10 protein-coding genes are annotated in these 12,075 nt (G+C 68.3%); 5 read left to right on the top strand and 5 right to left on the bottom strand.

From position 1 onward, the window contains the following. Positions 1-4 precede the first annotated feature (4 nt). Complete coding sequence (locus tag ACO073_RS29120) at positions 5-1,456, bottom strand: MFS transporter (protein ID WP_422002779.1); 1,452 nt, start codon at positions 1,454-1,456, stop codon at positions 5-7. A gap of 109 nt (positions 1,457-1,565) precedes the next feature. Here ACO073_RS29120 and ACO073_RS29115 point away from each other — a divergent pair, with 109 nt between their 5' ends. From ACO073_RS29115 to ACO073_RS29095, 5 genes are all read left to right on the top strand, one after another. Next, positions 1,566-2,843, top strand: coding sequence for an MFS transporter (locus tag ACO073_RS29115; RefSeq protein ID WP_422002778.1), 1,278 nt, complete (start codon positions 1,566-1,568; stop codon positions 2,841-2,843). Positions 2,844-2,928: 85 nt separating this feature from the next. Further along, positions 2,929-4,320, top strand: coding sequence for an amidohydrolase family protein (locus tag ACO073_RS29110; protein WP_422002777.1), 1,392 nt, complete (start codon positions 2,929-2,931; stop codon positions 4,318-4,320). Between the two features lie 397 nt (positions 4,321-4,717). Then, on the top strand, positions 4,718-5,707 hold the full coding sequence (locus tag ACO073_RS29105; RefSeq protein ID WP_422002775.1) for an LLM class flavin-dependent oxidoreductase: 990 nt from the start codon (positions 4,718-4,720) through the stop codon (positions 5,705-5,707). Continuing rightward, positions 5,704-6,936, top strand: a complete 1,233-nt coding sequence (locus ACO073_RS29100) for an acyl-CoA dehydrogenase family protein (RefSeq protein WP_422002773.1) — start codon at positions 5,704-5,706, stop codon at positions 6,934-6,936. Before ACO073_RS29105 ends, ACO073_RS29100 begins: the two co-directional genes overlap by 4 nt. Positions 6,937-7,044: 108 nt before the next feature. Next, on the top strand, positions 7,045-8,301 hold the full coding sequence (locus ACO073_RS29095; RefSeq protein WP_422002771.1) for an amino acid ABC transporter substrate-binding protein: 1,257 nt from the start codon (positions 7,045-7,047) through the stop codon (positions 8,299-8,301). A 274-nt stretch (positions 8,302-8,575) separates the two neighbouring features. On the opposite strand, the gene ACO073_RS29090 is transcribed toward ACO073_RS29095, so the two are convergent. The 4 genes from ACO073_RS29090 to ACO073_RS29075 are packed head-to-tail and all read right to left on the bottom strand — an operon-like array spanning position 8,576 to position 11,861. Further along, positions 8,576-9,310 carry an ABC transporter ATP-binding protein gene (locus ACO073_RS29090; protein ID WP_422002769.1) on the bottom strand — a complete coding sequence of 245 codons (735 nt, stop codon included), beginning with the start codon at positions 9,308-9,310 and terminating at the stop codon, positions 8,576-8,578. Beyond that, positions 9,300-10,034: an ABC transporter ATP-binding protein gene (locus tag ACO073_RS29085; RefSeq protein WP_422002767.1), complete on the bottom strand. Its 735-nt coding sequence runs from the start codon at positions 10,032-10,034 to the stop codon at positions 9,300-9,302. The genes ACO073_RS29090 and ACO073_RS29085 overlap by 11 nt, the downstream gene beginning before the upstream one ends. Next, positions 10,031-10,996: a branched-chain amino acid ABC transporter permease gene (locus tag ACO073_RS29080; protein WP_422002765.1), complete on the bottom strand. Its 966-nt coding sequence runs from the start codon at positions 10,994-10,996 to the stop codon at positions 10,031-10,033. Before ACO073_RS29080 ends, ACO073_RS29085 begins: the two co-directional genes overlap by 4 nt. Then, positions 10,986-11,861, bottom strand: a complete 876-nt coding sequence (locus ACO073_RS29075) for a branched-chain amino acid ABC transporter permease (protein WP_422002763.1) — start codon at positions 11,859-11,861, stop codon at positions 10,986-10,988. Before ACO073_RS29075 ends, ACO073_RS29080 begins: the two co-directional genes overlap by 11 nt. Positions 11,862-12,075: the final 214 nt, after the last annotated feature.

Raw genomic sequence — 12,075 nt, 5'->3', positions numbered from 1 at the left:
TGTTTCAGGCCTCTGACGGTCCGCCGCGGTGGGCCGACAAGGGCGGGGCCACCTCCTCCAGCGGCCGGCGCTCGGCGCTGATGCCGAGCTTCCGGGTCGTCAGGCCGGCCACGATCATCAGGACGGCGCCCAGCGCGTAGCCCAGCACGATCTCGCGCGGGCTCTCGCTCGCGATCAGCACGCCGAACAGCCATGGTCCGCCCACGCCGCCCAGCAGGGTCCCGAAGGCGTAGAACAGCGCGATGGTGAGGGCGCGAATCTCGAGCGGGAACGATTCGCCCACCGTCAGGTAGGCGGCGCTGGCCGCCGCCGAGGCGAAGAAGAAGACGATGCTCCACATCACGGTCTGGGTGGTGGCGTCGAGCATTCCGAGATCGAACAGCAGCGCGGTGATGCCGAGCAGGATCCCCGACAGCGTGTAGGTGCCGAAGATCATGGTCTTGCGCCCGATCGAATCGAACAGGGGGCCGAGCAGCAGCGGGCCGAGGAAGTTGCCGGCGGCGAAGGGCAGGATGTACCAGCCGACATCGTCGGCGGCCACGCCGTAGAACCGGGTCAGGACCAGCGCGTAGGTGAAGAAGATGGCGTTGTAGATGAACGCCTGCGCCGCCATCAGGATCAGGCCGAAGGCCGTGCGGCCGGGATAGTCGCGCAGCAGCGTGCGGGCCACCGAGACGAGCGTGGTGCGGTGCGTATTGCCGAGCACAAGGTTCGCCTTGACCGGCGTCAGCGTCACGCCCTCGCTGGCCTCGATTTCCGCCTCGATCCGGTCGACGACGCGCGAGGCTTCGCCCGGCTGGCCGTGCAGCATGAGCCAGCGCGGACTCTCGGGCAGGAAGCGGCGCAGGTAGAGGATGACCAGACCCAGCACGGCGCCGGTGGCGAAGGCCAGTCGCCATCCGAGCTCGGGGCCGAGCACGTTGGGATCGAGCAGCCAGACCGACAGGATGGCGCCGCCGGCCGCGCCGACCCAGAAGCTGCCGTTGATGGCGAGGTCGATGCGGCCGCGCAGGCGGGCGGGGATCAGCTCCTGGATCGCCGAGTTGATGGCCGAATACTCGCCGCCGATGCCCGCGCCGGTCAGGAAGCGGAACAGCAGGAAACTGTAGAAGTCCCACGAGAAGGCCGTGGCGGCCGTCGCCACCAGGTAGACCCCCAGGGTGATGTTGAAGAGCTTCTTGCGGCCCAGCCGATCGGTGAGGTGGCCGAAGAACAGCGCGCCCAGCACGGCGCCGGCCAGGTAGGCGCTGCCGGTCAGTCCCACCTGCTCCGGCGTGAGCTGCAGCCGCGGGCTGGTCTGCAGCGCGGCGGCGACGGAGCCGGCCAGCGTCACCTCCAGACCGTCGAGGATCCACGTGATGCCGAGCGCGATCACGACCAGACGGTGGAAGCGGCTCCAGGGCAGCCGGTCGAGACGGGCCGGCACGTCGGTGAGGATGCGGGGTTCGGTGGCCATCGCTTACAGAGGGGGTGAAACGGTCGGGCCGGGCTGCACGTTCCCATGCAACCCTGATGTGCGCCGGCGCGAGGCTGGCGGCCGGACGACCGCCTGCTATTGTTTGTCGATGTCCGACAATACGATGGCCGCCACCGCGATACCAGCGCAGGTCCCGGCCCCGGCATCCGCCGCCCCCTCGGTGGACGCGACCAACAGCACGACCTTCGCCGTCATCCTCTCCCTCAGCTTCTGCCATCTGCTGAACGACATGATGCAGTCGCTGGTCCCGGCGCTCTATCCGATCCTCAAGGACTCCTATGCGCTGACCTTCGGGCAGGTCGGCCTGATCACGCTGGCCTTCCAGTGCACCGCGTCGATGCTGCAGCCGGTGGTCGGCTTCTATACCGACAGGAAGCCGCAGCCCTACTCCCTCATGATCGGCATGGGCTTCACGCTTGTCGGCCTGCTGCTGATGTCACGCGCGGCATCCTATCCCATGATCCTCCTGGCGGCCGCGCTGATCGGCATGGGCTCGTCGGTCTTCCATCCCGAGGCCTCGCGCGTCGCCCGCATGGCCGCCGGCGGCCGCTACGGCCTCGCCCAGTCGCTGTTCCAGGTGGGCGGCAACATGGGCTCCGCGGCCGGCCCGCTGCTCGCCGCCTTCATCGTCGTGCCGCACGGCCAGCACAGCATCATATGGTTCTCCGGCGCCGCGCTGCTGGCGATGTTCGTGCTGTTCCAGGTCGGCAGCTGGTACGCGCGCCATCGCGCCGCCCGCAAGCCGGTCGCGCGCGGCAAGGCCGCCGCCAGCACCGCCACCCTGCAGCCCCTGTCGCGCGGCCGCGTCGCCATTGCGGTCGCGGTCCTCGTGGCGCTGCTGTTCTCCAAGAACGTCTACAGCGCCAGCCTCGGCTCGTACTTCACCTTCTACCTGATCGCGAAGTTCGACGTCAGCGTCCAGACCGCCCAGTTCTATCTCTTCGCCTTCCTGGTCGGCATCGTCGCGGGCACGCTGGCCGGCGGCGCGATCGGCGACCGGGTCGGTCGCATCCCGGTCATGTGGTTCTCGATCCTGGGCGCCCTGCCCTTCGCCCTGATGCTGCCCTACGCCAACCTCTTCTGGACCGGCGTCCTCGCGGTGACCGTGGCCATGATCATGGCCTCGGCCTTCTCGGCCATCCTGGTCTATGCCCAGGACCTGATGCCGGGCCGGGTCGGCCTGGTGGCCGGCATGTTCTTCGGCTTCTCCTTCGGCCTGGGCGGCCTCGGGGCGGCGGCGCTGGGCGAGCTCGCCGACGTCACCAGCATCGAGACGGTCTACAAGCTCACGCCGTTCCTGCTGCTGCTGGGCGTGCTGACGGCCTTCCTGCCGCGCCATCCCGGCGGCGCACCGAAGGTCGCCTGACGGACGGCCCGGCCCCGCGCCGGGCACCATCCTTGCTTCCGCCCTCGCGACGTCCTGTGATGGAAGGGACAAGGGGGAGGAAGCCATGAGCATCGTGATCCACAATGCCGCGATCGCGACCGTCGACGATCGCGACACCGTCCACTACGGCGCCGCCATCGCGATCGACCGCGACCGCGTCGTCGAGATCGGTCCCAGTGCCGAGGTGCTGGCCCGCCATCCGGCGGCCGAGCGGGTGGACGGGACAGGCAAGCTGGTGATGCCGGGCTTCGCCAACATCCACACCCATCTCACCATGACCCTGGCGCGCGGGGTGTTCGAGGACCTGTCGCCGTCGCACAAGCCGCCCTTCTCCGGCGGCCTGTCGCCCATTCCGCTGCCCGACATGACGCCGGAGGAGCGGCGCAGCATGGCGCTGCTCGGCGCACTGGAGGCGCTGCGCAGCGGCACGACGCTGCTGCTCGAGGATTCCAACGACGTCGACCACTATGCCGGCGCGCTGGCCGACACCGGCCTGCGCTTCCTGCTGGGCGAGCGCGCCTACGACCGGACCGGCACCTCGATCGGCGATCCCGCACCGTTCCAGCTCGACCGCGCGATGGGCCAGCGCCACCTCGCGACCATCGAGCGCAACTTCCGCGACTGGAACGGCAAGGCCGACGGCCGCCTGCGGATCGCGATCTCGGCCTGGGCGCCCGACATGTGCTCGCCCGAGCTGCTGCAGGACGTGAGCGCCCTGCAGAAGCAGCTCGGCACCTGGGTGACCATCCATCTCAACCAGATCTGGGGCGAGGTCGCCGCGGTGAAGGCGCATCGCAACCGGCTGCCGACCGAGTACCTGGCCGACCTGGACTTCCTCAACGAGCGCGTGGTCTGCGCCCACTGCCGCTGCATGGACCCGGTGGAGGAGAAGCTGCTGGGGCAGGCGCGGGTCAACGTCGCCTTCAACGCGGCGATCGCCGCCCGCCGGGGCTTGAGCCCGCGCGTCGACGATCTCGAGCGCTTCGGCTGCACCATCGGCATGGGCAGCGACAACATGGCCGAGGACATGGTCGAGGTGATGCGCACCGGCCTCTTCATGGAGCGCGTGCGCCGCCAGGACGGCCGCCAGCCGACACCGGAGCAGGCGCTGCGCTGGGCCACGCGCAACGGCTATCGCGCGCTCGGCGTTCCCGACGGCGGCTGGCTGGCGCCGGGCAACAAGGCCGACCTGGTGATGGTCGACCTGCAGCGCGCCCACATGGTGCCGGTGCTGCGCGTCGTCCCCACCCTCGTCCATCAGGGCCAGGCGCGCGACGTCGAGGCCGTGATGGTGGACGGTCGCTGGCTGATGAAGGACGGCAAGGTGCTCACCCTGGACGAGCCCGCGATCCTCGCCGAGGCCCAGCGGGTGGCGAATGCCGCCTGGTCCCGCCAGTTCCGCCAGCGTCTCGACCTCAAGGTGCCGGACGGGTTCCTGCCGGAAGCGCTGCCCTGACGCGCCGCGGGCGCGTTCCGCTTCGCGTTCGCCGCAGCCGGCAGAAGAATGCCGCAAGTCCTTGATGCATCGATGCCTTTGCAGCGTGGCATCGGCCGGTCGCTGTCGCCTGAAATGCGACAGTGCGACATCGTTCGCTTCGCTCTGCGCGATCGGCGGCGGCGACCCATCGCACCGGAGAGACGGCGCGGCGGACAGTGTCGGATCGACGATCGATAGAGCGGCATGCCGGGAAACCGGCAACCCATTATAATAACCAAAGTTATTGTGCAACTCAATGACGAAGGGCAGGATCGCCGATTCATCTCGGCGACGGCTTGCGGGCCGCAGCGTCACCGCGCCGCTCGGGGTGACAGGGTCCGCGTCCGTGCTAACGTCCTCCCTGGAGGAAACAAGCATGCAATTCGGTCTGTTCGGCGGCGCGCGCACCAGGCGCAGCGTCGGCCTAGAGGACAGCCAGGGCTACGAGAGCTTCGTCGATTACGTGATCGAGGCCGACCGCCTGGGCTTCAAGCAGCTCTTCATGGTCGAGCACCATTTCACCGGACAGGGACAGGTCTCGTCCTCGATGACGGTGCTGGCCTATCTCGCCGCGCGCACCCGCAATATCCGCCTGGGGACGGCGGTGGTCGTGCTGCCCTGGCACAATCCGGTTCTGGTCGCCGAGCAGGTCGCGACGCTGGACCTGCTGAGCGGCGGCCGCGTCGACCTGGGTGTCGGCAGGGGCTACCGCAAGGCCGAGTTCGACGGCTTCTGCATGCCCATGGAGGAGGCGGGCGAGCGTTTCGACGAGGCGATGGAGGTGATCCGCAAAGGCTGGACCAGTGAAGGGCGCTTCAGCCATCACGGCAAGCGCTGGCACTACGACAATATCGTCGTCGAGCCCGCGCCGCTGCAGCAGCCGCATCCGCCGCTGTGGCTGGCGGCTGGCAGTCCCGACAGCATCCGCCGCGCCGCCCGCGAAGGCTACAACCTGCTGCTCGACCAGCTCGCCCAGACCGACCAGATCGTCCGCCGCATCGCCCTCTTCAGGGAGGAATGCGAACGCTCCGGCCGAGCCTATCATTCGGGCATGGTGGCGACGGCGCGGGCGCTGCAGATGATCCACAGCGAGAGCGAGCGCGCCGAAGCCCATGCGACGCGCCAGCGCGTGCTGTCGGTGATCGGCGACCTCGCCCGCGACAAGCTCGCCGACCGCGTCGAGGACGACACCGCGCCGCTGCTCGGCACGCCCGAGGAGGTGATCGCCCGGCTGCGGGAGCTCGAGGCCGGCGGCGCCACCAACATCCTGCTGGTCGATCCCAACGCCTCGGTCCGCAACCTTCAGGCCTTCGCCCGCGAGGTGATGCCGTCCTTCCAGCCGGCGCAGGTGGAGGCCGCGGAATGAGCCGGTTCGACTGGACGCCCTCGCCCATCCTGCCCACGAAGCGCGTCTCCTTCGCCGACGTCGGCTACGAGGAGATGGTCGACCGCGCACACAGGCTGGCGCCGACCCTGGCCGCCCGCGCCGAGCAGTGCGAGAAACTGCGACGGCTGCCCGACGAGACGGAGCGCGACCTGCACGAGGCCGGCCTGTTCCGGTTCGTGCAACCCAGACGCATGGGCGGGGCGGAGCTCGATGTCGGCATCTTCATCGACGTCTGCGCGGCGATCGCGCGGGTCTGTCCGTCGACCGCCTGGAACGTCGGCAATCTCGCCAGCCACCACTGGATGCTGGGCTACTTCCCGCCCGAGACCCAGGAAGAACTCTGGGACGTCTCGCTCGACGTCCTGATCGCCACCTCGCTCGCCTTCGCCGGCGGCCGCGGCCGCAAGGTCGACGGCGGCTGGGAGGTGACGGGACGCTGGCCGCTCTCGTCCGGCGTCGACAATTGCGACTGGAACATGCTGGGCTTCATGGTCCGCGACGACAGCGGCGCCGTCGTCGACCAGCGCTTCGCCCTCGCCCATCGCTCGCAATACGAGATTATCGATACCTGGCATGCGGTCGGCCTGTGCGGCACCGGCTCGAAGGACGTCGCCTGCACGGCGCTGTTCGTGCCCGAGCGGCGCACCCTGTCCGCCTGGTCGTTCGACGGCAATCCTCATCCCGGCACGCCGGTCAACGATACGCCGCTGTTCCGCCTGCCGTTGCTGGCGCTCGGCCCCTATGTCCTCAGCGGCGTGATGCTGGGCTGCGCCCAGGGTGCCTACGATCTCGTGGTCGGCGCGGCGCGCAAGCGCAATGCGACCAACACCGGCGTTCCCGTCAACGTCAACCCGACCGTGCAGATCAAGATCGCCGAGGCAAGCGCCCGCATCGACAATGCCGAAGTGATCATGAAGCGGGTCTGCGAGCACGCGATGTCGGTGGCGCGCGCCGGCACCGAGCCGCGGCAGGAAGACAAGGTGCGCTACCGTCGGGATGCGTTTTTCGCCACCCGCGCCTGCCTCGAGGCCGTCGACATCCTCATGACCGTGGCGGGATCGGGCGGCCTCTACACGACCGGCCCGATGCAACGCCTGTTCCGCGATGCGCACGCCGCCAACGCCCACGTGATGTTCTCGCCGGAGATCCAGGGCGCCCTGTTCGGCCAGCACGCGCTGGGCAGCCCCGGCCCCCGGCCGCTGCTGTAGCTTCGCACTGCAATAGAGCGGGATGCGCTGTCATCGCTCCGGGATGACAGTCGCGCCGCCAGCGGGCTAGGATCGGTCCAACAAACACACGTCTGGGAGGACGTTCAGATGCGCATCAAGCGTCGTACATTCAACACGCTCGCCGTCGCGGGCGCCGCCACCGGCTTCGCCGGCTCCGCCCGTGCACAGGGCAAGCCACTGACCATCGGCTTCGGCATGGCCCTCACCGGCGGCCTCGCGCCCAACGGCAAGGCGGCGCTGCTCGCCATGCAGATCGCCGCCGAGGACATCAACGCGAAGGGCGGCCTGCTCGGCCGGCCCGTCAAGCTGGTCTACTACGACGACCAGTCCAATCCATCGACCGTGCCCGGCCTCTACACGAAGCTGCTCGACGTCGACAAGGTCGACATCGTGGTCAGCGGCTACGCCACCAACATGGTGGCGCCGGCGATGCCGATCGTGATGCAGAAGGATCGCACCTTCTTCGGCCTGTTCGGCCTCGCCGTTAACACCGAGTTCAAGTATCCGCGCTACTTCGCCATCCAGCCGGCCGGCGGGCCGCGCCCCAAGGAAGCCTTCGCCGAGGGCTTCTTCGAGGTGGCGATGGCGCAGAACCCGAAGCCGCAGACGCTCGCCATGGTCGGCGCCGACGCCGAGTTCCCGCGCAACGCGCTGGACGGCGTGCGGTCGATCGCCAAGAAGCACAAGCTCAAGATCGTCTACGACAAGACCTATCCGCCGGGCACCCCCGACTACACGCCGGTGGTGCGCGCCGTCGCGGCGACCAATCCGGACATCTTCTTCGCCGCGTCCTACCCGCCCGATTCCGTGGGCCTCGTGCGCGCCAGCCACGAGATCGGCTTCAAGCCCAAGATCTTCGGCGGCGGCATGGTCGGCCTGCAGGCGACCGCCATCAAGACCCAGCTCGGCCCGCTGCTGAACGACATCGTGGTCTACGACTTCTGGCTGCCGTGGGCGGGCTTCGCGACCGATGCCGGCCGCGACTTCCTGAAGAAGTACCAGGCCAAGTCGGCCGAGGCCGGCGTCGACCTGCTGGGCTACTACCTGCCGCCCTTCGGCTACGCCCTGATGCAGGTCGTCGCGCAGGCCGTCACCGGCGCCGGCAGCACCGACGACGCCAAGCTCGCCGACTACTGCCACAAGAACACCTTCAAGACCGTCGTCGGCGACTTCAAGTTCAACGCCGAGGGCGAATGGGAAACGGCCCAGGTGATGGCTGTCCAGTTCCAGGGCATCAAGGGCAACGACGTCGACCAGTTCAAGGATCCCAAGACCGAGGTGATCCTGTGGCCGGCCAAGTACAAGACCGGCAACATCATCTACCCGTACGACCCGAAGAAGTGACGCGGCGCGCGCGATAGCGCCCGGCAAGTCAAAGGTCCCTCGCTTCGCTCGGGATGACAGTATCGTTGTCATCCCGAGGGCGGAGCCCGAGGGACCTTTCTTTTTCAGGGCCCAATTCAATCCGAGGCAGCAAAGGTCCCTCGCGACCGCTCGGGATGCCAGTATCGTTGTCGTGCCGAGGAACATTTCGATGGGAAGCCGCAAAGGTCCCTCGCTTCGCTCGGGATGACAGTATCGCTGTCATCCCGAGGGCGTAGCCCGAGGGACCTTTCTCCTACGCGCCGAGGTAGAACTCGCGGATCAGCTCGTTGTTGTTCAGAGCCTCGGCGGATTCGCCTTCGAAGGCGATGCGGCCGTGGACGATGACGTAGCCGCGGTCGGCGATCCGGATGGCCTGGGTGAAGTTCTGCTCGGCCATGAGGACGCTGAGATTGTAGCCTTCCTTCAGCTCCTTGATCTTGTCGATGGTGCGGCTGACCAGCAGCGGCGCCAGGCCGACCGAGGGCTCGTCGATCAGCAGGATGCGCGGGGCCGACATCAGCGCCCGCGCGAGCGCTAGCATCTGCTGCTCGCCGCCCGACATGGAGCCGGCGAGCTGGCGGGCGCGCTCCTTCAGGCGCGGAAAGGTCTCGAGGCAGAAGTCGAGGTTGCGGGCGATCGCCGAGCGCGCGGTCGGACGGAAGGCGCCGAGCAGCAGGTTCTCCGTCACGGTCAGCTTGGGGAAGAGCCGCCGGCCCTCGGGCACGAAGCCGATGCCGAGATCGACGATCTCCTCGGTCGAGCGGCCGACCAGCTCGTGCTCGGCGCCGTCGATCACGGCCTTGATGCTGCCCTTCGACGGCCGCACGATGCCCATGACCGACTTCATCAGCGTCGACTTGCCGTTGCCGTTGGTCCCGAGCAGCGCCACCGTCTCGCCGGCGCCCACCGTCAGCGACACGTCCTCCAGCACGCGCACCGAGCCGTAGCCGGCATCGATGCCGTCGACGATGAGACCGCTACTCGCCAAGGTAGGCCCTCACGACCTCGGGTTCGCGCACGACGTCCTTCGGGTCGCCGTCGGCGATCTTGCGGCCGGCGACCAGAACGGCGAGCCGCTGCGAGAACTCCATGACGGCGCGCATGATGTGCTCGATCATGATCACCGTGACGCCCTGCTCGTTCAACCGGATCAGCAGCGCGATGATCTCGTCGACCTCGGTATGGCTGAGACCCGCCATCGCCTCGTCGGCGATCAGGAGCTTGGGCGCCGCCGCCATGGCGCGGGCCAGCTCGAGCTTGCGCATCTCGATCTGGGTGAGGTCGCGCGGCTGTAGAGCGGCCTTGTCGGCCAGCCCGACCAGCGCCAGGACCTCGAGGCAGCGTGCGTCGATCGCCGCGCCGTGCAGGTGGCCGGACTCACGGGCGTTCACGGTGTACAGGATGGGCATGCGCACGTTCTCGGCCAGGGACAGGCTGGCGAAGGGCCGCGGCAGCTGGAAGCTGCGCGCCAGCCCGCGCCGCGTGCGCTGATGGGCCGCCATGCCGTCGATCGGCTGGTCGGCGAAGCGCACGCTTCCCTGCTCGTTGCGCAGCGTGCCGCAGATGCAGTTGACCAGCGTCGACTTGCCGGACCCGTTCGGTCCGATCAGGCCCAGCCGCTCGCCCTGTTTCACGTCGAGGTCGATGCCGTCGAGGGCGACGAAGCCGCCGAAGCGCTTGCCGAGGCCAGTAACCTGCAGCAGGGCGTTCATCGCTTCTTGCCCTGGAACAGGCCGACGATGCCCTGCGGCGCCAGGATGACGAAGGCGACCATCAGGACGCCTGCCACCAGCACGTTGACGGCGGACGAGATCGTCACGCGGAGATATTCCTGCAGGCCGCCCACGAGCACGGCGCCGATCACCGGTCCCAGCCAGCTCGACGTGCCGCCGATCAGGGGCATGGCAATGGCGTTCACCGCGTAGTTCAGGCTGAAGCCCGAGGCGGGGTCGAGGTAGGTCACGTAGAACGGCAGGGGGGCCCCGGCGATGCCCATGAAGCCGCCGGACAGCGCCGTGGCGATCAGCTTCAGCCGCAGCGTCGGCACGCCGGACGCCTCGGCCGCCGCCTCGTCGTCGCGGATGGCGGCGAAGCCGTAGCCCAGAGCCGAGCGCTCGATGGCGCGCGCCGTCGCCAGCACGACGATGCAGGTGCCCAGCATGAGCAGGAAGAGGTACTCGACATATTCGCCGCCAATCAGCGGCGCCACGCGCGGACGCAGCACGTAGGCGCCGCGCGCGCCGCCCACGAAGTCCCAGTTGGTGATCAGGGTCTGGACGACGACGGCCAGCGCCAGGGTCGCGATCGAGAAGAAGACGCCGCGCAGCCGCAGGGTGAGGTAGCCGGTGCCGATACCGACCAGGCCAGCCATCACGCCGCCCACCGCCATCATGACGGGCAGCGGCAGGGTCGGCACGAGCTTGTGCAGCACCACGGTGGAATAGGCGCCGATGGCGAAGAAGGCCGTCACGCCGAAGTTCACGTAGCCGGTGTAGCCGCCCAGGATGTTCCAGGCCGTCCCCAGCACGATGTACTGCAGGACGACGTAGCCGACGAAGAAGGCGTAGGAGTTGCCCACCCACTTGGTGGCCGCGAAGATCGCGGCCGCCGCGACGACCAGGATCAGCACGAAGGGAAGCCCGCGCACGCCGGCGCCGGCGGGACTAGCGGCCAAGGATACCACTGGGCCTCACCGCCAAGGTGACGAGCAGGATGCCGAAAGCCACCGCCGGCGCCCACGAGGGGCCGAAGAAGGTGGCGGTCAGGCTCTCGGCGATGCCGAGCGTGACGGCCGCGATCACCATGCCGGGAAAGCTTCCCAGCCCGCCCAGCACGACGATGGCGAAGATGCGACCGATATATTCCCGGCTGATCGACGGCTCGACCGGCTGGATGATGATCAGGCAAGCGCCCGCCAGGGAGGCCGTCGCGATCGACAGGCCGAAGGCGATGCGCTTGATCTTCACCGGGTTGGCCGCCATCAGCCGCAGCGCGAGCTGGTCCTGGGCGACCGCCTGCACGGCGCGGCCGATGAAGGTGCGCGACAGGAAGAGCTGGAGCCCCACGACCATGACCATGGCCACGAGAAACGGCACCAGCAGGCGCAGCGGCAGGTCGATCGGCCCGAAGCTGATGCTGGGGCCGATGTAGCGCGCCTGCACCGTGCGATAATCGACGCCGAAGCTCAGCACGAGGGCGACCTCGGTGATGAACAGCAGGCCGAAGAAGAAGGACAGGCCGCGCAGGGACTGGTCGTCGCGCCGCTCGAAGGCGACGTAGTAGACCTGATAGGCCAGCATGCCGAGCAGGTAGAAGGCGGGCAGCACGATCACCGCGGCCAGGATCGGATCGATGCCGAAGACCGTGTTGCCGATGAAGGCGGCATAGGAGCCCAGCAGGATGAAGGCCGGATGGGCGATGTTCACGATGTCGAGCAGGCCGAAGGAAATCGACACGCCCAGCGACACGGCCGCGTAGAAGCCGCCGAGCAGCAGCCCGGAAACAATGGCGTTGAGCAGAAGATCGACCGAACCGTCCATGGGCCGCCGATCAAGCCGTCGCTGCGGCAGCCATGGCCAAAGCCTGCGCTGGCATCGATTTCCTCCCCGATCACGAGGCGATTCTTCGCCTTCTGGCGGACAGTGTGCGCGAGAAGGCGGGACATGCCTAGTGGCTTCTGCACCAATAGCGACGCCATTGTCCGCACGCCAAAACTCGCCAACAATGGCCATCGGTTCACAGCGTCAACACGGG

Source organism: Reyranella sp., from assembly GCF_965229815.1.
Classification (GTDB): domain Bacteria; phylum Pseudomonadota; class Alphaproteobacteria; order Reyranellales; family Reyranellaceae; genus Reyranella.
This window is presented reverse-complemented; position numbering and strand designations above follow the sequence as displayed.